Source organism: Dyella sp. AD56 (assembly GCF_002878475.1).
Taxonomy (GTDB): Bacteria; Pseudomonadota; Gammaproteobacteria; order Xanthomonadales; family Rhodanobacteraceae; genus Dyella.
This window is the reverse complement of record NZ_NRDP01000032.1, coordinates 1-24,827: the sequence shown is the minus strand read 5'-3', so window position 1 is coordinate 24,827 and position 24,827 is coordinate 1. Positions and strand designations below refer to the sequence as shown.

Below are 24,827 nucleotides of genomic sequence, written 5' to 3'. Positions count from 1 at the left end.
CCGTGGCAGGTGCCCGATGTGATCGACATCGGAGGACAGGCCGTAGTGCCCTTCCTCGCTGGAGAAACTCTGGTTTGGCGCCTTGAATCGAAATCACCACTCGCGTGAAATCTCAGCAAGGGAGAAGAGCGCGAGCTTGGTTGCTGCATGGGCCTGCGAGGTATCGCTTTCGTTGAATGCGCAGGGGCGCTCAATCGTTCTTGCTCGATTTGGCACCAAAGCCCCACGGCCATGAATCAGTGGTTGGGGCAAGCCGGTCATACAGGTGGCTCGCGGACGATCAATGCCGCCTTGTATGACGCAGGCTTGTCCCCGGCGTAAGCGGCATAACTGATGGCCTTAACTGCCAGATCTAATTCATTCCTCGCAAGAGCCATGGGGGCCCAAAGTTCAACCAAGGTGAATTCATTGGCCCACAGCCCTTGGCCAACGCTTGCGGACTGGACATTCGTTCGTTCAAGAATATGCGTGCCAAGAGCCAGAGAAAGTCTTGCAACTGAGTTGAAGACGAGCTCGGCGCGCACGTATCCAGTCTCGCCTCGCTGTTCCTTCCAATGGCATGCAAGCAACTCTCTGATTTCGTCCGGATACAAAAGCAGACTCTTGCGACCAACTTCAATCGCGACTGATAGCCCTCGTGTCATCGAGAGCAAGTCGCCACCGCGAATCGCTATAATTTCGTTGCCTTGTGAGGCCTGCTGAGCGTCCCCCAATAAAAGGAAGGCTTGGACCCACTGGGCAGAAGAGTTTGTCGTGCGGAATGTACAGATTGGCTGACGGGTGGCCTTGGCAACGGACGCGTCCTCAGCAAATGTAAAAACGGGATCATGCAAAAAGGCCCGTATGAACTGGACGAATTCTGTTTTTTGGAGTTCTTCGCGCAAGGAGTTTGCCTCCGCTGTGTCTTACTTCGCCAAACCTCATGGCGCCCGGGCGGGCTGCTGCCCTTACTTCCTGGTCAACTTGGCCATCCACGCAGCCGACACCAGACTGGCTGTCGACGCAACGTCCGCCTTACTCGGTTCCGCTGTACTCGCTGTCAAGGTAGCGTGCGCCCCACTTGCTGGCGTGTCGTAGGCGGTATTGTTCGATAGCCCATCGAAGTTGACGTCATCGCCGTCGCGAAGCGCATCAAGACCACAAAGCACATTCGTCGTTGAGCTTATTTCATCAGCTCTACGCTGGCGTTAAACGCGCGCTTGTCTTCGGTGTTGTAGAACAGCTCTTGATCCACGAAGCCGCAACCCCCCGACGGGCGAGAAAGGTCTCGTCAAGCAGGTTATTTCGTCAACTTTTGCACCGCCTAATACTTCTCTATTCGCTCCAAACGACTAAAGCCTATAGCCGTCGTGGAAGAAATAGATGGCTGGGCCACCATTGGACCAATGACAGCTATCAGGCAGGAAACGATCCATGATAATGGTCGCGACATAGTCGTCGCCCACCTTTTCTACCTGTTCAGATACATTCACTGGCACGATTCGTTGGTAGCCTAGCCAGACGGTGGGCGCACACCCAACATTTCCGATCGACCACATGGACCGCGCTTCAACACGATTCACCTCGGACTTCTCAACGGTGATCTTCAGCTTCAAGATGTGTTGTGGTCGAGGGTTGGGTGTGGGCGTTAATGATTGGAACCAACCAGACTTGGTATCAGTGGAAGACATGGGACTTGTGCCGAGCCTGCCTGCAGGCAGGTCCCATCCAAGTCGACCTCCAACACTAGAGCAGTGTCTGAGGGTGTGTCGGCCGGCCGGGCCATGATATTAGGGTGTGCGCGACGTCTTTTTTGAGCGCCTGGGCGTAGCAGGTCTGGCAGCCGCATCTTTTGGAGGGTTGCGCTTCGCAGTTTCACGGGTCCCCGTTTTCGCGCCGCCCTTCTTTGAAGCGACTGAGGATATCGCTGTAATCGCCCTCTCGAGTGCCTGGATTTGACCGGCTTGACGTGCCATCTCCTTCTCTGATTGCTGCGCATGCTCGACGATCGCATCGTGCCGAGTCTGCTGCGTGCGAATGGCTTCCTGATGGGTCCGCTCGGCAAGTTCATACTGCTGTTGCCATCGTTTGGTTTCCTGCCGGGCGCGGTCCACTTCCTGATGGGCACGATCTTCGGTCGTCCGTACATGCGCGGCTAAGCGTTCACGTTCTGCCTCCAAGGTGCTTCGCGCCTCGTCCAATTGAGCCTGAAGGCCTTGGATCTGAGCCGCAGCCTGATCGTATCGACTTTGCAATCGATCGCGTTGTAAGAGGATATCCGCCCGCAGCGCGTGACTGTCTTGCAATTGGCCATCCAGGTTCGCGCAGACATGTTCGGCAAGATCCTTGGCGGCGTTGGCCCGCGCAGCCTCCGTTTCAGCCGTTTCCAAGCGCGCCACCCAGTGCTGCCGTTCTTGTGTGAGGGCGGATCGCTCCGCCTCCAGGGTAGAGCGATATTTGGCCAGTTGGGCTTCCGCTGACCGTTGTGCGTGTTCAACAGCAAGGCGCCACACCTCGACCATCGCCTGCCCCACGGGATCGGGCACGTCCGGGAGGGTGCTGAGTTGGCGTAAACGCTTACCGAGTTGGCTACGCCAACTATCCAGCATGCGGGTGATGGTGTTGGGCGAACCGGTACCGAGTGCGGCGCGCACCTTTTCCACGGTCGGATTCTCTCCGGCGGCCAGAATGGTGTCCGCCGCCTGATTGACCTGGTCCTGAGTGATGCCACGTGCCATGAAGCTGTCTCCTCGATCCGCGCCCTGCCCGCTTGGTTTCGTACTCGCGATAAGTGATGATTATCGCTAGTAGACGCTCTATTTCGTAATATACACTACATATTATGAAGCATAAATCCACTTTGCCGGCCCTCGTCCAATCCGCCGCCGGGCTGGTGTTGCCGGAACAATTGGCTCAGCAGGCGGCCGACGCCGTGCGCGAACTGCTGGCCGAGGCGGCTGCCGCCAACACCACGCGCAGTTACGCCACCGCCCTGCGCTACTGGGCCGGCTGGCACCAGGCACGGTTTGGCGCCGAGCTGACCTTGCCGGTGAGCGAGGCCGCGGTGATCCAGTTCCTGGTCGACCACATCCAGCGCAAGAACAAGGCCGGTCTGGTCAGCGAACTGCCGCCGGCGATCGATCAGGCCCTGGTCGCAGCCGGCCTCAAGGCCAAGCTCGGGCCGCTCAAGCTCGCCACGGTGACGCAGCGCGTGGCCGTGCTGTCCACGGCGCACAAGCTCAAGCGGCTGACCAACCCGTGCGAGCTGGCGACTGTGCGCACATTGCTGAGCCGCGCCCGTCGCGCCGCGGTGAAGCGTGGCGAGCGGCCGACCAAGAAGACCGCGATCACGCGGCAAGAGCTCGAGGCCATGCTGGCCACCTGCGACGACTCGCTGGAAGGCCTCCGCGATCGCGCCCTGCTCTGCTTCGGCTTCGCCAGTGGTGGGCGCCGGCGGAGCGAGATTGCCGCGGCCGATCTGCGTGACCTGCGCCGAACTGGCGATGAGGCCTACATTTACCGGCTGGAGTTTTCGAAGACGCAGCAGGCCGGCGTGACGGTGGATTCGACGCCTGACAAACCGATCCTCGGGCGCAGTGCCCAGGCGCTGTCGGCGTGGATCGAGGCGGCGCGGATTTCAGAGGGAGCGATCTTTCGACGGATCTGGAAGGATCGGGTTGGCCCTGCCCTTCTCCCCGGCTCCGTGGCCACGATCGTCAAGCGGCGAGCCGCGTCGGCGGGATTAAAAGGGGACTTTGGGGCGCACAGCCTACGGTCAGGGTTTGTCACCGAGGCCGGTAAGCAGGGGGTGCCATTGCCCGCGGTCATGGCGATGACCGAACATCGTTCCGTCGCGAGCGTGATCGGGTATTTTCAAACCGGTGCTGCGGAGGATAATCCAGCAGCAAGGCTGTTGAAGTAGCCCCGAAGAGATTTTTTGACATCGGGAATGATTCCCCAGGTGTCGACGCAATTTCTGTTTAAGGCGGAAGGAAAATATCCATGCATGAGATTATCTGCCCGCATTGCGGGAAGGCATTCAAGATCGATGAGGCCGGATATGCGGACATCCTGAAGCAAGTTCGCGACACCGATTTTGAAAAGCAGTTGCACGAACGGCTCGAGCTGGCAGAGCAAGATAAGCAGAACGCGATCGAACTCGCGCAGGCCAAGATTGCCAGCGAGTTGCAGAAAGACGCTGCGACCAAGGATGCCGAGATTCAACAACTGAAGGCCAAGATTGATGCCGGTGAAGTTGCACAGAAGCTTGCTGTGTCCGTGGCTCTTAGTGCAGTGGAAAAGGAGCGCGATGCTCTTGCCAATGAACTTCAGCAGGCCAAACAAGACAAGCAGGCCGCTTCGGATCTGGCCGACGCCAAGCTTGTGAGTGAACTGCAGAAGGCTGCCGTTGCGAAGGATGCGGAAATCCATGGCCTGAAGGCGAAGATCGACTCCATCGAGCTTGTGCAGAAATTAGCGCTAACCGATGCAGTGAGCGCGATTGAGAAAGAGCGCGACGAACTGAAGAGCGGGCTGGATCGAACGGCGCTCGAAAAGCAGCTCGCTGAGAAGTTGCTTAAGGATAAATACGAGACGCAAATCAAGGATCGTGATGACACGATTGACCGCCTTAGAGACATGAAGGCCCGACTGTCGACAAAGATGGTCGGCGAAACGCTCGAGCAGCATTGCGAAACCGAATTTAATCGTATTCGATCGACGGCGTTTCCGAGGGCGTATTTCGAAAAAGATAACGACGCCCGTACGGGAAGCAAGGGCGACTATATCTTCCGTGACCTGGATGAGGCGAGCACGGAAATTGTCTCGATAATGTTCGAAATGAAGAACGAAAGCGATGGCACCGCCACAAAGAACAAGAACGAAGACTTCCTGAAGGAGCTTGACAAAGATCGCACGGAGAAGGGGTGCGAGTATGCGGTGCTGGTCTCCCTGCTCGAACCCGAGAGTGAGTTGTACAACACCGGAATTGTGGACGTCTTTCACCGATTTCCAAAGATGTACGTCGTCCGCCCGCAGTTTTTTCTGCCAATCATCACGCTTCTGCGGAACGCGGCGATGAACTCGCTCAGGTACAAATCAGAGTTGGCGCTTGTTAAGGCCCAAAACGTAGACATCACAAAGTTCGAATCTGAGCTTGAGGCCTTCAAGTCGGCGTTCGCGAGAAACTACGAGCTCGCCTCTGGCCATTTTCAGAAAGCCATCGCAGAGATCGACAAGTCAATCGACCACCTGCAGAAGACGAAAGACGCGCTCCTTGGCACCGATCGAAACATTCGTCTTGCCAACGACAAGGCGCAGGATGTGACGATCAAAAAGCTGACTCGAGGCAATCCGACGATGGCGACCAAGTTCGCCGAACTCAAGAATCCAAATGCCTCCGATGTCGAATAGCCCGGTCGATGGCACCGCCCGCGTTGTTTATGGACCAGAAGAGTGATGTTGGGTGCAACAGCGTACTAGCTGCGATCAAACCACCCCGAAATGATGCACCTCCAAATGAACGGTATTTGGGTGGTGGGCAATGTAAGCAATAACAACTGGATATGCCATGACCAACAGAAGCGCCGTCGACACCATTCGGGGGTACTTTTACCAGTTTGATCTATCAATCCTCAGCGTCCTGCAACTGGCGTCGGCCAGTGACTCCATTGATATCGAATGCACCGAAGACATCGACATCCGGACGGCAACCGATGTCACGGCCACGCAGTGCAAGTACTACGCAAAATCGGAGTACAACCACTCGGTCATCAAGGATGCAATACGACACATGGTGTCCCACTTCAAGGAAAGCTTGGTGGGAGCCAAGCCAAAGGTCCTCTACTCCATCAAGGGGCACTATGCCTCAGGCCAGGAGAAGCTGGATGGCGGCATCGACGTCGAGTTTCTTAAGAAAAACTTCCTCACCTACTCTGAGGGGAAAGGTGCGGCCAGGGTCACTCGCTATCACCATTCTGAGCTAGGGCTGTCCGATGGCGATCTCGGAGAATTCCTGGCGCGCCTTACCGTCGATATCAGGGCGAGGGAATTTGATGAACAATACCGCGACGTGCTCGCAGCCCTTAGGTCGGCTCTAGGGGGTACTTCGTTCTCCGCCGAATACTTCTACTACAACAATGCGCTGTCGGTCATTCGCGAACTCTCGATCAAGGCGGCGCCGGCAGACAGAACGATCACGAAAGCCGAGTTCCTAACAAGGATCAACACCTCTGACGTCCTCTTCAACGAGTGGTTCGTCGAGAAGCGGGGCAAGAAGGCACACTTTGCTGCACTCCGAAAGGAGTACTTCACGGAGCTAAACGTGTCTCCGTACGAGCGATTCTTTCTCGTCGAGACGAATGCCGGCTCTTACAACAGGAGTGATCTCAAGGATCTGGTCTTCGAGCTTTCCAGAAAGTGGGCCAAGCTTTCGGCACGGGAACCCTCCCCTTTCTGTCCCTATGTCTACGTCCACGGTGTGCCGATTGGCGAGCTGCTCGCTCTAAAGAAGGAGCTGAGCACGGAGGGCTTCAAAGTCATCGACGGCCACGACTTTCAAGGTGCCGACTTCAGTGCCGAATCGATTGCGCAAAAAGCGACGCACGGTAACGGGATCAAGCTGAAGTTCCTGAATACCCTCCCCAGTGTCGAGCAAACCTTGGATGCAATTACCAAGACTCGGCGCATTTACCAGTTCTACCTGGGTGGTAGCTATTTCTCATACGACAAGCCGGCTGTTCGGCATGTCAGAATTCAAGTAGAGCAGCTATCGGACATCAAATTCATCATCTAACCGAAGGCAAATAAGCATGACGCGCATAAACGAGGAAGGACAAATCAACGCCCAGGTGATTGCGGTTTTTCCCGACAAGGTTCGAATCGTCGTGGACAACCTCGAAGACTTCAAGGTGGCCGAGGAATCGCTGAAGGTCGGCTCTTATCTCAAGATCGCGGACAATGAGAACGCAGTGCTTGTTGCCATCATCGAAAACTTTCAGATCGCTGTCAGTGCGAATGGTGAGCGAGAGCACATCATTGAAGCCTTCCCGCTTGGCATTCTGCGGGACGGTAAGTTCGAGCGCGGTGGTGACTCGCTCGCGATTCCTCCAAAGGAAGTCCAGCCCGCGGCAATCTCGGATATCAAAAAGATCTACGATGATTCAGTCGCGGAAGCGGAAAGGTTTCGCTTTGCGACTTTGGCGTCTAACAAGAACGTGCCGGTTCCCGTCAATGGAAACAAGTTCTTCAACAAACACATTGCTGTGGTCGGCTCCACGGGCTCAGGCAAATCCCACACTCTCGCAACGATCATTCAGAATGCGGTGAAAGAGAAGAGTGGCGACTTCTCACTCAATAACTCGCACGTGATCATTTTCGACATTCACTCGGAATATAAGTCGGCATTTCCTGCCGCGAACCACATCGATATCGCGAGTCTGGTCTTACCATATTGGATGTTGAATAGCGAAGAGCTGGAGGAGTTCTTCCTAGACACCGAAGCAAATGACCATAACCAGAGGAATATTTTCAAAGAAGCGATCATTACGGATCGCCGCGCAAAGTCCAGTGGATCAGAGGCTGAGAAGCGGAAGATTCACTTGGATACGCCTATTCCGTTCGACATCAAGGAGGTTCTTGCGTACGCAATTGCGAAGAACGAGGAGATGGTCGATACCGGAGAGGTCTACGCGTCTAGTAATAAGGAAAAGGCCGGGCAGCCGAAGTACACGCAGGGTAGCCTTTACGGAAGGCTGACCAACTTCGTGAACCGACTTGAGAACAAGGTGAACGATAGCAGGCTCGACTTTTTCCTGGGTGAAAAGTCGAAGAGCATTACGTTCGAAGAGACGCTTCGAAACCTGCTGGGGTATCCGACCTCTAACGAATCGAACGTGACGGTCATCGATCTCAGCGGGGTCCCGTTTGAAGTGCTAAGCATTACGGTCTCGCTCATATCCCGCCTTGTATTTGAGTACGGGTACATCTACAAGCGCACGCGTTTCGCCAACAACCCTGGCGAGAAGATCAATAACGACGTGCCTATTCTTCTTGTCTATGAGGAGGCGCACAAATACGTCCCGAACAGTGATCTCTCCAAGTACCGTTCCTCGAAAGTATCCATTGAGCGAATCGCTAAAGAAGGACGGAAGTACGGGGTCACCCTTCTGCTCGCTAGCCAGCGACCATCCGAAATATCGGAGACGATCTTCTCTCAATGCAGCAATTTCATCGCAATGCGCCTTACGAATCCGGCAGACCAAGGTTACGTAAAGAAGCTTCTTCCGGATTCGCTCGGCTCACTAATCGACAAGATGACGTCATTCCGGCAAGGTGAAGCCTTGCTTGTCGGCGAATCCATTATCCTTCCATCAATTGTCCAGATTGACCCATGCGCTCACGCTCCATCGTCCAATGACATTCCCTATTGGCAGCTTTGGAAGGAGGAATGGAAGGGGCTGAATTTCGAGGCCATTAAGGCCGAATGGTTCAAGTAGCCTCTATGCAACGTGCGCTCAGACAAGGCCCGCTCCACGGGTCTGTCTGCGATCTGGCCCGGGCAGGCGCTGCCCGGGAACACACACGTAACGACGGCACACCATGGCAGGTAAGCGGCAGCACTACGTTCCTCAATTTTTCCAGCGCGGATTTTTGGCCGGCGAGCCCGGCGATGCAGAGCGCATCTGGCTTCACTGGCAGGGTCGCCACCCGCGACTTGCGGCGATCCGGGACGTTGGCGTCGGCCTGCACTTCTATTCCAAGCCGTCCCTAGACGGCACGCCTACGCTTGATGACGACATCACGCTCGCCGAGCACAACATCGTCGCGAGCCTCGCAGCCATTAAAGAGCTGGTACCTGGGTCCCCGGTGGACGGCCAGTTGGCGGCACGATTGGTCACTCACCTGACTTTCCGGACGGCGCATGTCAGGTCATCGATGACACTGGGCGCTATGCAGGTCCTGGATCGCGTGACCGATTTCATCTGCACCACGGAGCATATGCGTGAGGCCATGGGCGTCGATGGCGTTGTCAGTGCCGACGGCGCGCAAGGCCCCCTGGAAGCAATGCTGCAACGAGTGACCACTGCGGCCCCTGGTGCGCCCCCGGCGCTGACAAAGCGGGTCGCTGCCTTCTTCGTTCGCGAGAATTTCGACAAGCTCTATGAGCAGACCATGCCTGAGCTCCAGGCGGCCATTGCGGCAATAGGAGCCAGCGTCCCCAAAACGATTGAAGGCGCGCACAATAATGTCTTGGCCACTTCAGGGTTGACTCAGCGAGAGAAGGTTCTCGCCACGCTTTCATGGCAAACAGTCTCCGTTATAGGCGCCATTTTGCCCGATTGCATCGCAATCGTGCGCGAGTCCAGTGGTGGCTACGTGCCGTTGGTGCTAAGTGACTGGGACGTAGTGGACTGCGTCATTCTCCCGCTAGCGCACGACCGACTCCTCGTCGGCTCCAAGCATGACACTGAAATTCCTTGCATCGATATCATCAATAGAGCGGGCGCCGCATGCTGCGACAGCTTTTTCCTCTCCAGCGAGGCGGGATATGGTCAAACGTTTGCCCCACTCATTGGGCAACGACTAATTCAACACATTTCATCGATGGTCCAAGACGCCGCCGCAGACCGTGCACCGAAGGCATCATGCTCCTTGCCGCACTCGGACGGCACCACGCCCCAATGGAAGGGCGATATCCGATTTTCAATTAGCTGTCACGGGTTCGGCACGAAGGAGAATGCTGAGACCTTGGGGCGCATCATTGCGGACATCGTTCGAGAGATCGGTCGCGCCGCCCCCCTCTCCGAACTCGATGGCATCACGTTGGCTAAGGACTACGAGTTGGCGATCCAGCAGCTTGATCGCGGCGACAGCACGCTAAGTGCCGAGCGAAGCCGACCCCGCCCCTATGGACAGGCGGTCGGCAAGTGCGTGCGCGTCATTCGCGATGGTGAGATCAAGGAGCACCTAGTCTTCGACGCGATGGTTGCGGGACTCTTGCTTGATCCGACCACGCAGCTCCACGACGACAGCATCCATCTCCTAGTCAGTATGCTGGCACAGGTCGCGCACACCACGCTCTATGAGATGCAACTTAAAGGAAAGCCCTTTGCGATCCCAAACGGCGTGCTTAGCGACCTGCATCCTTCGGTGTCATCCACGCCTTGTATGTACTACGCCGCCAGAGAGAGCGCGTTTGCCCTCCCCGATGCGGGGGATCGATATCGAGTGCTTGTGCTCGACAGCCTTCAGGCGGCTCGTGAGATCATTGACTCAGCAAGAGTTGCATGCGGCGACTGCAACAATGTGAACCAACTTCTTTCTCTCGCGTGTCCGGCCGTCGCGTCTGTTCTTGAGCATGCTGCGCAATGGCTAGGCCACCGAGATGGCCTGCCCGATCAGACACCTTACGCTGGCTCCGGCCTGACGGAAGATCTCAAGGCCTTTGAACTCGATGCTTGGCTTGAGCTCTTTGGTCGTGACTTGCGCCGAATCTACGTCTCGGAGGCCGAGTTCTCGCCTGCCAACATCGTCGGCTTGGGCCAGCATGTCGAGCGCCTGCTCTGGGTCTTTCGTATCTTTCCCTGGCCGCAGACCAATGGCCAGATGTACGTGAACTTCTTCCGCGAGGCCTGAGTAGGCTAGATTCGGCATGAAGCCCAAGGAGGTCTCATTGTCTTATGGCGGCACGTAAAAACAAACCCCAAACCGGACCTGCCTGCCTCCTGAGATTCGGGCGCCGTATTGCCTAGGCGCCGCGCCGGTCTTGATCCTCATCTGGGTTGCACAGTCTCGTTGAACGACAAGAGCAATCTGCCAGTGGAAACTCGCGCATCCAGTGGACGAAACAAAGCTGAATGGACGGCTCGCCCTACCCCCGATAACACGGGCTAATCACCCTGCCCCCCAAATCCGCATATACCCCTTTGCCGAGGATCCCTAGTTCTGTTGCCTGCGTCGACTGCCCACGTGTATCCGGCCACTGTCAACCGGTGCCGGTCAATGATGAGCTAGTTGAGCGTCGGCTCCCAATCGCTTTTACGCGAGACTCGTTTAAAAGTCGCCCAAGAGCCGCGGGGAAAGCTATTCGCAAAATGTCTAAAGATTGACCTTCTGCACTGGGATCCAGGCGAGACCTCGTGCTTTTTTATACTATGTAACGGCGTCTGGCTGATCAGTGACAAAGGAATGCGCCATGCTGCCATCAACTGACAAAGATCTTGCAGCACAAGCCTCGGGTGTCGATCTAGACCTTGGCGAGGCCGGCCTTTCAAATCAGGCGACGAAACAAGGTCCGGTGGATGAGCAGCGTCCTCAGAATGCTTCAACGTGGATCCGGTCTCACATTGAATCTCTGCTTGTCACCCCATGCCGAGATTTTGACGGGGTATGTAGCGCGCTTCGCATCTGTGAGAATGCGTCGACCTCGGGGTTGAGTCGAGACGAGCTCCGGGTACTGCGTCTAGTTAGACACACATTGTTCCTTCTTGGTGAGGGCGCGACGCTTTTTGCTGATTGTGAGTTCCGCTGGGACAGCCAACTCAATTGCGTCCTTGTGATTCAACGGGTTTTTCAATGTGAAGACTCTCTGAGTAAGATATTCGTCAAGATCGCCGCGACCGCCTTGCCTCCGGAGCCAGGAGCATCTCTGCAGCACACGGGCGAACCTTCGATCATTCTGTACTGCAATCCATTGCGAGTCATAGAATCCTCGTCACAAATAGACGGCCAGCTTGGTGTCGACGATTTAAGAGAGTTGTTCTACAGCAAGCAGAAATTAAAGGACAGTATTCGAGCGCGCCGCGACGAACCGGGCGGGGCTTTCCAAGCTTTGATGCGACGGCGCTCCGGAGAAGACAAGGACCTTGTGCGTTCGACATTCGAGCTATGCGTGGCCGGGGCGCCGACTGGCGACGGGGTGGCAGATCGACTCTCCCATCCTTATCGAGGACCTCAACTCCTAATACTTCCTCGTTTAATCGATGCTGCTGACAGTCAGTCAAAGTTAGCATTCATCGCGGAGAGCTTGGCGCTGATCCGGTCGTATGGCTTCACCGGCATCATGCTAGCACCCGTAGACAAGCAGAGCACCGAGCTTCATTACGGCGAAACTCCAAGCGGACAGCTAATCGCACACCGCAACAATCATGGCTACTGGTGCAGCGGTGAAGTGGGCATTGACCCCGTGCTGGGAACTGAGAAGGAGTACAAGCACCTCGTTGCTAAAGCAGCGTCACTTGGCTTGAGCTATACGCAGGATTGCACATTCGCGACGCTTGGCTATCTGCCACAGACAAGCCGATTGGCAGTGTCAAAGGCAGCCGCATTGCCAACGATGCTAACCATTGGCGGCAAGCAGGTAGAGCCAAGCGACCCGCTCTGCTTTCTGCATGAATTTGGCGTGCGTGAAGAGAATGGCCTGGGTGAAGGCGTGTCGGCTTCGCATTACGCTGAAGTCTTATCACGGATGCATCTAGGTTCGTCGTTCTCGCTGCCAAAGCCTAACCTTTACGCCCGGGAGGTGCTTGACGCGGTCACTGAGCGCGCACTCTGGAAGACCAGTCAGGCAGGCGTGCGCTCATTTCGAATCGACATGGCAAAACATATAAGCGTGACGCCTCTTCGCCGCATATTGAACGCCTTGAGGTCAGCCGAAAAAGATGCGCATCTTTTTGTCGGAAACAGCACAAATCCGTTCTCCGCCATTCTGGAGTACTGGACCCTGAGATACCGCGACTTGCGTTTTGCGTCACTTATTCTTGGACAAGAAAATAAGGGCGTGTACTTGTATGACTTTCCACTGGCAGGCGCCATTCAAGACATTTTTCTTAAGGGGCATGGGTTTTACGCCACCATCAGGCAGCTACAGGACCAGCGCACACATTGGTCCATCAACCTCCATCAGTTGATACCGGTGGTCATCGATCACGATTTCATGTTCAGACCAATCTACAATGGCAGTCAATCCACCAGTGCCATCGTTGTGGCTGGACATGCAATGTGCCTGATGCTGAGTGCCAATGGGCCCCACGTCTATCTTGCTTATCAAGATTCCAGCGCTGGCGTGCCGGAATCTGACGACTATTTCGCGTACTCGGAGCAATTCTCCAGAAAAGCGACCGCGGAGATATTTGCGCGCCACGACGATTTATCACCCGCAAAACGAATCGCGGAACTTTTTACGTGCTTTCAAGAGCGTGGCGTGATCGAACACTGGGATGATGCGAAAATTGATATACAAGGTGACGAAGACGAGCTGAACATATCCAGGGTGTACCAAGATCAGAAGACAGGCCAGCGAACGGTCATTCGGGCCAGCTTTTCTCGGCTAAGTGGCTTTGCTGGTTCCCGGGAAGATCAGTGTGATGTCCTCTTTAGCCAGACCGAAGCTCCATCAGTCCTTGTGTGGACATGCCGCGAGATCTGACAAGGCGCCCTGGTACGATAAGTCAGCGGAGTTGCCAGCAGCCGATTCGGTGATATTTACAATATCGCCTCTTCCGACATGGAAGTGGGTCTCGCTGGCGCCTGCTCCGCATCTCGAATCACGTGACTTTCCGCATAAAGATCTTCATACGAACTTAGGCGTTCACGCAGCCAGCTGCGCAGTTGCGGGCCAAACTGATTCACGACCTTTCGGTCGACCTGCTGGGGTAGGCCTGCCAAGGCATCGCGCTTCCAGGGCTCTGAGTTCAGGTCAGCAATATTCTGATGGCAGATTTCATCGATATCGGCATGGGGCGTGAGCTCCGTGAATCTGCAGAGCCTGGCCCATTCCGTCGCTGGGCTACTGATCAGGTCTTCGTGGAAAACCAAAAGATGGTTCGCATGACGGATTCGTGATCGATGAATCTCCGCTGCTTGATTCCAGCGCCTGACCCATTGCATAAGGCTGCCGCTAAATGCCTCGATCTGATAACGGAAATACGCGTCATTGATCGATGCCAGGACATCGATGCCTGGCCGGATCACATGGATGACCTTGGCGTTCGGCAGGTAGTGCTCAATCTCCCCAAGGTACAGCAGATGATGTGGCGTCTTCTCAAGCCATGCCGAGCGACCATCCCGCTTCGCCAGCTCATCCAATATGCCGATGAATCGAATGACGCAGGCGTCCTGAAACCAGGGGCTGCGGCTCCCCCTATACTCTGCGCCAAGAAGAGTTTGCTGCAACATGACAAACTCACGCCGTCCCTCGCGACTGGTCAGACCCAGTCGCCTGCGCAGGGCCTCCCAGCTTCGCGCGGCACTCTTGGTGGCCGAGTGGGCATGCGGGTCGCCTAGCAATCGATGATTGATGTCGCCTAACAGGCGTTGGAAGAAAGCCGTTTCTGGAAGAGTGAAGACTTCAGGGTGCCGAGCCAGCATCGCCTGTACGACGGTTGTGCCCGATCGTGGACATCCAACGATAAAAGTCCGCTGCATTCTCGCCCAGCGCCCTCCCTTGGCTCTTTTTGTTGGCTTGCGAGACACATCGCGAGCTTGCCAGCACAAACGAGTGAATTCGAACTTTCAGACCTCTTGGATCTTACCCAATATACACAAAGAAAATTCGCGCTGTCACCCCCGGTCCACCACCAGGCAAGGCCAGCGGTTTCGCGTTTGTGAAGTCGTTCTAAATCTCGGGTGCGCCGACATTCGACTTGCCCGAAGGTGGCCGATAGAGCGGACTATATGAGTGTTGCGAGGGGGCGTCATGAGGGCCATCCGTCAACAGAGGAGGCTTGATTTGATCACTGCCGTTCAAGCAGGGGCCTTCAGTGCCAGCTATCGTCAATGAAGACAGGGTTGCCCGCCTTGAGTGGCAGTGTTCGGAGACAAGGGGCTTGAATCCAGCATGCCACATTGTCGATGATCGGCTAGACGGAGGGGCGTTTGGGCGACTCGATCATTTCGCAAGATCTAACCAGTCCGAGATGCCGAACGCGATTACCGTTTCCGACGCAGGTGACGACAAGCCGATTTTAAAAGTTGAGAGCCTCGGCGGAAACAGGCGCCGATTCAAGGAATAAGGTAGACCAGTCGACAGGACGTGACCATTCTTATGACTGTAAGGCCCGCACTTTCTTATCCGTGGTCGCGACGATGTGTCGAAATCGAAACCGAGAAGGGTGCGCTTCGCATACAGTTGGTCACATTCGAGCCTGGTCGCCAGCGCGACGATGCCTTTGAAGTGTGGGGAATAACCATGCCGCCGGAGATCGCCAGAAGTGCACCCAGGCGCAAGGAGGAATTCTTCCATGGTCGGATAGCAGCCCGCTACGCTGTCGCAACGAATCGCCGAGACGATGAATGTGCGACCACCTTATTCGGACCCTACTCCGCGGAACCGGTGATCGGCATTGGTCCGCATCGCGAACCGCTCTGGCCTGAGGGCTTTATTGGCAGCATCACCCACTGTTTGGGAGTGGCTGCCGCCATAGCCGTGCCTGAAGGCCCTCAAAGGGGCGTTGGTATCGATATTGAGCATGTTGTAGCTAAGCCCGACGCGATAGCTGCGCTGCTGCATGTAGTCATCGATGCGACTGAACTAGAATGCTTGCGCGCCGTAACAACGGCATGGCCGTTTGAGCTTTTGCTCACATTGGTTTTTTCGGCAAAGGAAAGCTTTTATAAGGCCGCATTCGCTGCTGTAGGTCGAGTCTTTGGATTCGAGGCTGTGCGTTTGCACCTCATTGATGCGCAGCGAGAGGTCCTGGGGTTTATCGTGGCGCAGCCGCTCGGCGCTGTATTTTCAAAGGGCTACTCCTTCGAGGTAAAATTTGCCGTGACAGCACCGGGAACGGTGCTGACAAGTTTCATTTGGTGACATTGGTCACTCTGCACTAGCGGAGACTGGCCACTGAGCAAGTATTCCATCGTTATACAATCAATCCGCTCACTCGCGAGACGCTAACTTATGACGCATCGCTTGCCTGTTTCTTTGTTTAGTCTGGTTCTAGGTGGCATGTTGGCGTTTGCGCCAACCTCTTCTGCGTTTGCGCAGAGCTTTGACTTCGCGGGCCAGTTAAAAGAGGGAGGGCTCGCGATCCTGGTAATGCTGGCCATGTCGATGGTTGCCCTATGGGTGACGATCGAGCGGCTGCGCCATTTACGTATGTTGTTGATCGTTCCTCAGGGGCTGGCGCGAGAAGCGGGCATACTGTGGCGTGACGGCAAACTTGACCAGTTTGGAACTTTGATTTCCAGTAAGCCGAGCACGTTGTCACGCATGCTGCGCTACATGGTCGATTACCGCTCGCACGGTCTTGTCATGGTAACCAAGGGAGTCGAAGACATAGCTTCCATGGAGCTTCGTGAGCATTTGCGGCGCATTTATCCACTGGCGATTATCGCGACTGTGGCGCCCATCGTCGGTTTGCTCGGCACAGTCGTCGGCATGATTGAGGCTTTCCACGCCCTTGCCTTCTCAGGCTCAGTGGTTGATCCGGCGCTCCTGGCTGGCGGCATCTCCAAGGCGCTGGTCAACACGGCTACCGGCCTGTGCGTGGCACTCCCCTCTTTGGCGGTCTACCACTTTTTCAAGTACCGGATCACTGCGTATAGCATCGAACTGGAACGACAGACTGGCACCTTGTTGCGCGAACGGTTCTTGAATGCTCCTGCTGGAGCTACGGCGTGAAGATCAACCTGGGTGAAGACCAGGAGCCGGAAATTGGGCTGGTAGCCCTGATCGACTGCATCTTCTTTCTGCTTATGTTCTTTATGGTGGCAACCACCTTTAAGCAAAATGAAGACAACAAGAAGAACCGCGCCATTCCAGTTGATCTGCCGAAGGCCGCGGCAACCTTCCGTTCGGAGGACGCATCCTCGCCAGGCCTTGTCATCACGGTCGACCGTGATGGGCACATTTTCCTCGATGGTTCGGCCGTAACCACGGGAGCGCTTCACGACCGCCTGCGCGATGTAGCCGCACATGACGCACATGCATCGGTGCGGATCGACGGCGATCGCCGTGCCAACTTCGAGGATGTCGTCCAAGTGATGGACTTGTGCGCGTTTGAGGGGTTGACCAATCTTGCCGTTCACGTCAGGAACTGACATGACTGGCCTGCCTCCGAGCGATCCTTATCGTCCTCCCGAAAGTGAGCACAGACAGCTGGACGTTTTTCTGTCCATCTTGCTGCATGCCATAGTGCTCACCATTGCGTATTACACCATTTCACTGCGCCCCACGTCCGTGGAAGCACAACGACGGGTCAATGTGACCAGCGAGGCGGCTTTCAAAACGGCGGCCTCTCAGCGGCTTGATGATCTCTCGCATATTGGACAGGCGCTCGCGCAAAGCACCAACCAGCCAAAGCCCCCAACCCCCAAGGCGACCGACTCACCTCAACAGGCCTTGCAGCAGGCACGAGAGGTGTACGAGTCGATTCGCGAAAATCAACACCGCGCACGCGCCAACGATCTGGCCGCGCTTCTGCATATCCCGCTCGACGAGGCCATGCGGCGGACGGATACGGATATGCCACCACCACCGCCGGCCGCACATACGGATGCGGAGGCAATCGCTCAAATGGCCCAACTACAGGCGCAAGCCGCGACCGCATTAAAGGGCTATCGCGACTATCTCGAACGCCGCGACGCGCAGCGTGCGGGGCTGGCTGGAGCAGATGGTGGTGGTCGCGGAGGCCTCACCGGGATGTCCCAAACGCCGGAGCTGGATGCTGCACTGGAAAAGTTCAACGTATTGTCTGATTCCAATCAGCCGATGGCACGCCCTGCCCCCGGCCACCCCTCTCCCATCCCGCCCGTCGATGGACCGGTCCGCGCTGCCGGCGGGCGCAGCATTGGAGCTGGCGGAATTTATGCCAACCGTATTTACGTTGATACGTGGTACGTCGTCGGACCATTTGACGCGGAGGGTACACGCCCCCTTGATCATCCCTATCCGCCTGAATTCGCCGTCGACTTGGATGGGACTTACGCCGGAAAGTTTGGCAAGACTCTGTCCTGGAGATATGTACAGGCAGGTGAATATCCCACCTACCTCCCTGATCCCGCCGAGAGTGCGATCTATTACGGATACACCGAATTGAAGCTCGACCACGATAGCGACGTCTGGGCATGGATCGGTGCCGACGATGACTGCAAGGTCTGGGTCGACGACCAACTGGTATGGAACGGCGGTGCGCCACTGAAGCCGTGGTTTCTCGTCGATGCACGCTCGATGAAGCGAGAGATCGCCGACTACAATCTCAGCGAAGGCAAAGTTCGGCTGCGACTGCACGCCGGCCGTAATCGAATCCTCTTCAAGCTTTACAACGGCGTTGAAGTAATGTTCTTCTCGTTAGTACTAAGCGATGCACATGCGAACGACGCCGCATCCGATAGTCAGCAGGCAATGTCTGCATCGGCGCCGCTTACGCACTAAGTCCCAGCCGCTCGGCCAGCGTACGCGCATGCGGCCCACGGATCCCCGTCATATGGTTGCCCGATGCACAGATCAGTTGCGTGTGCGGTGCGTGGCGCAACCATCCTGAATGCATTTCCGTCGCCTCGCGGTCGTTGCCCGTTGCATCCAACCCCGGATCTTGTAGGTGGACGACGCGCAGCGCGCCGTCGTACGAGCCTGCAGGCATGTAACGCGTCCGCAGACATGCGGCAAACATACGCAATGCTCCCAGCATCGTGATTGGATCCGATTGCATGGGCATCAGCCCCACTTCGGTCATACGGCGATGTACGACCCGCATCCGCTCCGGCGCAGACAACGGCTGCAAGATCGATGCATCGATTCCAAGCGGACGTTCGACAGACAATTCCAGCAACGCGACCCACCGCAGGAGCACGTCGAGCTCTTCGCATTCGACAACCAGCTCATCAACCGGCGGTGGACGGGAATCGATCAAGTCCACGCTGGCAAGCGTCCGGCCTTGCGCGCGCAGGCGTAGCGCAAGCGCAAAGGCGATCCAACCACCAAAGGAATGACCGACGAGCCTTATCGGCCCTTGTGGCGCGGCTTTCAACACCTGCGGCAGGATGGATGCGGCAACCGTTTCCACGGTCGTGCATGGCGGCGCCATGCCGTCAAGCCCTCGGGGCTGCAAACCGATTACCGTCGCCTGTGGATGAGTGGCCTGCGCCAGATCAAGCAGGCTGACAATACTGGCGCCTGCGCCAGGAATACAGAATACCGGCGCACGGAATGGACCGCCGACCTTTAGCGGAATCGCCGAAGTGGCAGGTGGCGGCAGCGGAACGGGTGTCGTGGCAGCGACGCGTTCGATCCATCCCGTAACATCCGACGCTGGGCTTAAGCAACGCTGCGTGGGAAGCATCGACGGCTCGGGCGGTGTCCACGCCGCGCACGCCGCTTGCAGACGATGAAATCGGGCTATGTCATCACCATCCGGCACCCAGGGAGGGAGCGCAGCATCAAGCACAGTCGCGACACTGGTCACGCTTGCATCCTGCCCCAGCAGCTCCAGCGCCAACGCCTGTGCGAACACGCCGGCCCGCTCACCAAGACCGACCAGGGAATAAGGGCCGTCAGGCTGAGCCGCGTGCAAGCTAGCCAGGAACTTCTGGGCTGCGCCTGTCAGCGTGACCGTCCCCTCATCAGGGCATGGCACACGTAACGCAATCGACGCCACAGCAGGCGGCGAAATCGGCAACTCCGGAGCCTCGTGCAATAGGACCACTACGGCCGCCGGTGCGCTCATGCCTCTACCTCCAGTTCCACGTCTATCTGTGCGAGAGGCTGCTCTGGGGACTCCTCCAAAGCGGCAACGATACGGCTCATGGCTCCCATGGTCATCGCACACACCGCTGCAGGGTCTATGCCTGCCACGCACTGCACGCTGACTACAAAGCCATGGCCAGCCCCCTGATCGTCAACGGAAACAGCCAAAGGATAATTGGTGCGCTCTTCGCCCAGGATCAAATCAATGCCCTGCCAGGTTTCTCGCGCCCGAGCCGCCACGTCGGAGCTGGCGATCGGGCTGTGCCGGTAATTGAAAAGCGTGTTGAACAGCGGCTCGCGCGTCTGCATTCTGCTGCAACGTTGGGCCAGGGCCAGCGAAGCCTGCTCGTGGCGCAGAATGGCGCTAAGTTCGCGGAAGGCCAGCTTTACCGTCGCCCGAAGGGAAAGACCAGAAAGCCGCATCCGTACTGGCAGCGTATTGATAAACACGCCCATCGCCCGCCCTGCCCCTTGAACTCCCTGCAGGCGGCCCGACAGCACCGTGCCAAACACCACGTCATCGCTGCCTACAAGGTGCGACAAGCAACGCGCCCAGCCAACATGAAATAGTACAGCTGGTGCCACGCCCAACCGTTGTGCGGCCAAGCGCACGTCGGCCGCCAATGACGGTGGCATCGGCTCGTGCACTGCCACCACGCTTTGCCCGGTTCCGCGGACTTCCGGCATGCCAAATGCGATGGTGGGCCTTTCCAGGTCAGCGAAACGTTCTTCAAAATAACGGCGCTGAGCTGCTGGCGAAGCGAATCTCTGAGCGGCGATGAACTTTCGATAGGGAACGGATGGCCGTAGCAAATCCCCACGTCCACGCAGCAGCAGATCGACCTCTTCCAGGATCAAGTTCTGCGTAACGTGGTCACTCACCATGTGGTGCACCAAGATCGCGAGCAGCCAACCGCCAGCGTGGTCGCGTGCATAGTGGGCTTCCAGCAGGGGCGCCGCACGCAGATCCTTTCTGAGCGCGCGCGGATCTGTCAGGCTGAACATCTGCGTCACCGCGTCCTCGCTGTCGTTCAATGACAGCTCCACTACCGGAAGCCGCGCCCGGCACTGCACCACCTGCACCGGCTGAAGCAGCGCCTCCCAGTGCACACAAGTGCGTAGCGCATCGTGGCGGTCAATGACGTACTGCAAATGTTCAACCAGCCGATCCAGTCGATCGCGATCCGCCAACCGAACCACATAGCGCAAGAGATAGGGATCACCTTCCTGATGGATAAGATGATGGAAAAGAATGCCCGTCTGCAAGGTACCTAACGGGTAGATGTCCTGGATGTTTTCAGCGCCGCCCGGTACGGCCGCAACCAAGGTGTCGATGTCCGACTGATCCATATCAACAAGGGAAAGCAGCGAAGGAACGATCCGCTGCGCGCCCTCATCAAGCAAGTTGGGCGGCGTTGCATTGGCCTCATCGTTGAGAGCATCTGAAGCCTTTGCGTGAGTCGCCAATTGCGACAGCTGTGGGGCATCGAAGACGGCCTGCACATCCAGCGCAATGCCACGCTCGCTCAGCCGCTCGATCATGGCGATGATCATCAACGAATGGCCGCCCAACTCGAAGAAGTGATCATGGCGGCCGATACGCGGCAAGCCGAGCAGGCTTGCCCAGACTTCCGCAATGATGGCCTCCCGTCCCGGCAATGGCGAAACATAAGCCGTCTGCACCGCTGCGGTAGATGGTGCGGGCAGGCCGGCACGATCAATCTTGCCGCTGGGCGTGAGCGGTAGCGATGCAAGAGTCACGTATATCGCCGGAACCATGTATTCGGGCAAGCGCTCAGCCAGTGCGGTTCGAAGCGCACGCGTGTCAAATGCTTCGTCCGAAGATGGCACCCCGTACGCTACCAATCGTGGTTCGCCGTCACCGTCGCGCCGAATCACCACCACCGCTTCGCGCAGAGCCGCGCATTCCATCATGGCCGCTTCGATCTCACCCGGCTCGATGCGATACCCACGCAACTTCACCTGCGCATCGTTGCGGCCCAGATATTCAAGCACGCCCTGATTGCGCCACCGCACCAAGTCACCGGTGCGGTACCAGCGCAGGCCTTGCGCATCTTCAAGGAAACATGTGGCGGTGAGTTCCGGGCGATTGAAATAACCTCTGGCCACCCCATCGCCGCCGATCCACAGCTCACCGAGCGCGCCCAAGGGGGCGAGCTGTCCATAGGAATCGACCACGCGCACAAGCGCGCCCGGAATGGGGCGGCCTATGCTTCCGTCCTCCTCACGCGGCGGTGCGGCGCAGTCGACTTCCTGTGCGGTGGCGTAGACCGTGGTCTCGGTAGGGCCGTAGGTGTTCAACCAATGCGTGGAACGCAGCGCCGGCAGCATCCGCCATTGTTGAAGCAAGGCGGGCTCAGCCTTTTCGCCGCCTACCACGATGAGTCGCAGGCCCGGTTCGACTCCTTCGTCATTGCTCTTGTCCGCGCGTACCAGCGCTTGTACCCAGCGATGCCAGAAAGCCGTTGGAAGATCCGCAACGGTGATTCGCTCTTCGCGGAGAAAGCGATGGAAGTCGGCATCCGGCGCGATAAGCCGAGAGGGGCGAACGACGAGTGTCGCGCCGGCCCACAGCGTTGGAAAGATTTCCTCGACCGACGTATCGAAGCTATATGTGGCGTATTGCATTACCCGATCGTTCGGTTGCAGCCGACATTGATGCAGGTGATTGCGAACCAGGTGAACTGCGTTGCGGTGTTCAACTACCACCCCCTTGGGGCGCCCTGTCGAACCGGACGTATAAATCACGTACGCGGGATCACACGGAGTAACACCCTCCCCTTGTTCAGTGCCGAGCGATTCGGTGGCACCCCAGGCCGAGACATCGGCTGCACTGGCCTGCATTTCGTCGATCGCCACCACCGTGATCGGTTGATCGCTACACAATGCCTGCAGCCGTGCCAATGAGGCCGTATGGGTCAGCACCGCGATTGGACAGCTGTCGAGCAGTGTGTCGGCGATACGCGCATCAGGGTAAACCGGGTCAATCGGTACGTACGCAGCCCCGGACTTCAGGATGCCGAGCATGCCGACGATAACGTCCGCACCACGCGGCAAGCTGATCGCGACACGCGTGCCAGGAGAAGCACCGCACCGTCGGAGCCTTGAAGCGAGCACCTCAGCCCGTGCATCCAGCTCCGCGTACGATAAGTTATTGCTTCCGTCGACAATGGCTAGCGCATCGGGGTGCAGCCGAACCTGCGCTTCGATGCCAGCATGCACTGTGGCGGGTGCTCCAGGCCCGGCAGACGCCAGGGCTGGCGTACTTCCCCATGCGTTGAAGGCAATCAACTCATCAGCGCCAGGTAACGCGAACGAGCCATGTTCCGACTCGGGAGTGTGCGCAAGCGTAGCGATGGTCTTTACTAGATAATCGACGATGCGCCGTGCTTGTCCGGGCGACAATCGCGCAGGATCTACGTTGACTTGCAGGATCAGCCGGCTGCCGGTGTGCGAGAACGATACGTCGAGCGGATAGCCGGTCCATTCGTGAACGGCCGCACCCAGAAGACGCAACCCTGTGCCTTCCAGCGCCCCGTAGACGTGGAAGTTGACGTAGTTAAAGATCGCATCGAACAGCGAAGCGCCGCCATGCTCACGATGCAAGCGGAAGTATGGATAGTAGCGATGCTCGATCGCGGCCAGCTCGGCCTGGTGGACCTGCATGACAAGATCGCGCCATCGACATGGCGACAAGTGGACACGCAACGGCAGCGTATTGAGGAACAAACCAAGTACTTGATCGCCGCCCGCAGCCTCTGGGCGCACGTTGGACACCAGGCCGGTGGTAACGTCCGCGCCACCACCGAGCGATGCCAGAACGCGCAGGTGGGCCGTCAACAACAGCGTCCTTACGGGTACGCCCAGCGTTTGAGCCAATTTGTACAGCGCGTGCTCGACCGCATCATCGATAGCGACGGTCTCGGAATGGTAACTCTCCCCCGCCACGAGATCGCCGTCATGGGCCGGCAACGATATGCGGTGGAAGCCATCCAAGGCATGGCGCCAGAAAGCTTCTTGGCGCGAATCGCTCAACGCTGCCTGCTCCAGCGCAACAGCATCCGCCGGCGATGCAGCCGGGGAAGGCGTCGGTTGCACAGATTCACCGGCGGTCAGGCGCAAGTAGTGGCTGAACAACTCCGTTTGAAGCAATGCGACACTCCAGCCGTCGAGAATCGCGTGATGGAAACTCATGGTGTACCGGATGCGGCAACCTTCAAGTAGATGTACGAATACGCGGCAAAGCGGCGGCTGCTCCAGATCAAACACTGTGCCACGTTCGCGGGTTATGGCCTCTTCAACCGTCTGTTGTTGCTCAGGCGAATCGAGGTGACGCAGGTCATGGACCTCCAATGGAATCCGGGCATGCGCGTGCACCAGTTGCAAAGGCTCGCTGTAGGAACCGTGTACGAACGCCGTACGCAATGCAGGATGACGCATTGTTGCGGCGTCAAGCGCATCGCGCATGAAGTCTTCGCGCCATTGGGGTAGTTCCAATTCATAGCTGAAGACATCGTGATATGCACCGCTATCTGGCGCCCGATGCGCGTGGAACATCATGCCTTGCTGCAACAATGTGGCAGCGTAAGCGTCGTCCAGGCCCGGTGGGAGGCGAGCGAGATCGTCCGGCGCCAATGGTCGCGGCTTCGGCGTGGCGCCTTGCCCGCCGCCAAGGCCTCGGGCCAGCTCGGCCACCGTCGGGGCCTTGAACAAATCCGCAATTGCGAAGGTGATGCCCTGCTCGCGCGACTGCGCCACCACGGCGATGCTACGGATCGAATCACCACCCAGCTCAAAGAAGTTGTCGTGCCGCCCTACGCGCGGGACACCCAATACCTGGGACCATACCTGCGCCAATATCGATTCGGCCTCCCCTTCCGGCGCCGTATACGTCCGTTGTGTGTATGCCCCGATGTCCGGTGCCGGCAGACGATTCCGATCCAGCTTCCCGTTCACGCTCAGCGGCCACGCCTCCATCACCACGTACGCCGCTGGCACCATGTATTCCGGCAACCTTGCTGCCAGCGCGGCACGCAATACGTCCGCTTCCAGACCTTCTCCGTGCGCCCCTTCCACGTACGCCACCAGCCGTGGCGCCCCTGCTTCCGCTCGGGCGCAGACCACGGCTTCGCGCACACCGGCG

The 24,827-nt window shown here is 57.5% G+C and carries 16 protein-coding genes; 10 read left to right on the top strand and 6 right to left on the bottom strand.

The genetic code is table 11. The annotated features are described in order from the left end of the window. Window positions 1–257 precede the first annotated feature (257 nt). The 3 genes from DyAD56_RS19940 to DyAD56_RS19935 all read right to left on the bottom strand — a co-directional run bounded on the left by DyAD56_RS19940 (window position 258) and on the right by DyAD56_RS19935 (window position 2,717). Window positions 258–884, bottom strand: a complete 627-nt coding sequence (locus tag DyAD56_RS19940) for a hypothetical protein (protein WP_102304591.1) — start codon at window positions 882–884, stop codon at window positions 258–260. Between the two features lie 447 nt (window positions 885–1,331). Further along, window positions 1,332–1,595 carry a hypothetical protein gene (locus DyAD56_RS23685; protein ID WP_146010578.1) on the bottom strand — a complete coding sequence of 88 codons (264 nt, stop codon included), beginning with the start codon at window positions 1,593–1,595 and terminating at the stop codon, window positions 1,332–1,334. A 174-nt stretch (window positions 1,596–1,769) separates the two neighbouring features. After that, window positions 1,770–2,717, bottom strand: a complete 948-nt coding sequence (locus DyAD56_RS19935) for a DNA-binding protein (RefSeq protein WP_102304590.1) — start codon at window positions 2,715–2,717, stop codon at window positions 1,770–1,772. 104 nt (window positions 2,718–2,821) lie between these two features. Between DyAD56_RS19935 and DyAD56_RS19930 the strand changes: the two genes are divergently transcribed. From DyAD56_RS19930 to DyAD56_RS19905, 6 genes are all read left to right on the top strand, one after another. Further along, the gene (locus DyAD56_RS19930; RefSeq protein WP_102304589.1) at window positions 2,822–3,901 is read left to right on the top strand and encodes a site-specific integrase; all 1,080 of its coding nucleotides are present in this window, start codon (window positions 2,822–2,824) and stop codon (window positions 3,899–3,901) included. 80 nt (window positions 3,902–3,981) lie between these two features. Further along, on the top strand, window positions 3,982–5,391 hold the full coding sequence (locus DyAD56_RS19925) for a DUF2130 domain-containing protein (protein ID WP_102304588.1): 1,410 nt from the start codon (window positions 3,982–3,984) through the stop codon (window positions 5,389–5,391). 157 nt (window positions 5,392–5,548) lie between these two features. Then, window positions 5,549–6,772: a DUF4297 family anti-phage-associated protein gene (locus DyAD56_RS19920; RefSeq protein ID WP_102304587.1), complete on the top strand. Its 1,224-nt coding sequence runs from the start codon at window positions 5,549–5,551 to the stop codon at window positions 6,770–6,772. A 16-nt stretch (window positions 6,773–6,788) separates the two neighbouring features. Beyond that, a complete protein-coding gene (locus DyAD56_RS19915) occupies window positions 6,789–8,474 on the top strand; it encodes an ATP-binding protein (RefSeq protein ID WP_102304586.1) in 1,686 nt (561 codons plus the stop codon). A 103-nt stretch (window positions 8,475–8,577) separates the two neighbouring features. Further along, the gene (locus DyAD56_RS19910) at window positions 8,578–10,614 is read left to right on the top strand and encodes a hypothetical protein (protein ID WP_102304585.1); all 2,037 of its coding nucleotides are present in this window, start codon (window positions 8,578–8,580) and stop codon (window positions 10,612–10,614) included. Window positions 10,615–11,173: 559 nt separating this feature from the next. Beyond that, the gene (locus DyAD56_RS19905; RefSeq protein WP_102304584.1) at window positions 11,174–13,405 is read left to right on the top strand and encodes an alpha-amylase family glycosyl hydrolase; all 2,232 of its coding nucleotides are present in this window, start codon (window positions 11,174–11,176) and stop codon (window positions 13,403–13,405) included. 56 nt (window positions 13,406–13,461) lie between these two features. Here the strand turns inward: DyAD56_RS19905 and DyAD56_RS19900 are convergent, their stop codons facing one another. Further along, window positions 13,462–14,403 (bottom strand): sulfotransferase, encoded by a 942-nt coding sequence (locus DyAD56_RS19900; protein WP_102304583.1) that lies wholly within the window; start codon window positions 14,401–14,403, stop codon window positions 13,462–13,464. Between the two features lie 607 nt (window positions 14,404–15,010). Here DyAD56_RS19900 and DyAD56_RS19895 point away from each other — a divergent pair. From DyAD56_RS19895 to DyAD56_RS19880, 4 genes are all read left to right on the top strand, one after another. Then, entirely contained in the window at window positions 15,011–15,787 is a 777-nt protein-coding gene (locus tag DyAD56_RS19895; RefSeq protein ID WP_102304582.1) for a 4'-phosphopantetheinyl transferase superfamily protein, read from the top strand. Between the two features lie 90 nt (window positions 15,788–15,877). Next, on the top strand, window positions 15,878–16,600 hold the full coding sequence (locus DyAD56_RS19890) for a MotA/TolQ/ExbB proton channel family protein (RefSeq protein ID WP_102304581.1): 723 nt from the start codon (window positions 15,878–15,880) through the stop codon (window positions 16,598–16,600). Beyond that, the gene (locus DyAD56_RS19885) at window positions 16,597–17,019 is read left to right on the top strand and encodes a biopolymer transporter ExbD (protein WP_102304580.1); all 423 of its coding nucleotides are present in this window, start codon (window positions 16,597–16,599) and stop codon (window positions 17,017–17,019) included. Before DyAD56_RS19890 ends, DyAD56_RS19885 begins: the two co-directional genes overlap by 4 nt. 1 nt (window position 17,020) lies before the next feature. Then, window positions 17,021–18,352 carry a hypothetical protein gene (locus DyAD56_RS19880; RefSeq protein ID WP_102304579.1) on the top strand — a complete coding sequence of 444 codons (1,332 nt, stop codon included), beginning with the start codon at window positions 17,021–17,023 and terminating at the stop codon, window positions 18,350–18,352. Here DyAD56_RS19880 and DyAD56_RS19875 read toward each other — a convergent pair. Together DyAD56_RS19875 and DyAD56_RS19870 are read right to left on the bottom strand one after the other, a co-directional pair. Further along, window positions 18,342–19,643, bottom strand: coding sequence for an alpha/beta fold hydrolase (locus DyAD56_RS19875; protein ID WP_102304578.1), 1,302 nt, complete (start codon window positions 19,641–19,643; stop codon window positions 18,342–18,344). The genes DyAD56_RS19880 and DyAD56_RS19875 overlap by 11 nt on opposite strands. After that, a complete protein-coding gene (locus DyAD56_RS19870) occupies window positions 19,640–24,760 on the bottom strand; it encodes a non-ribosomal peptide synthetase (RefSeq protein ID WP_233202709.1) in 5,121 nt (1,706 codons plus the stop codon). The genes DyAD56_RS19875 and DyAD56_RS19870 overlap by 4 nt, the downstream gene beginning before the upstream one ends. Window positions 24,761–24,827 lie beyond the last annotated feature (67 nt).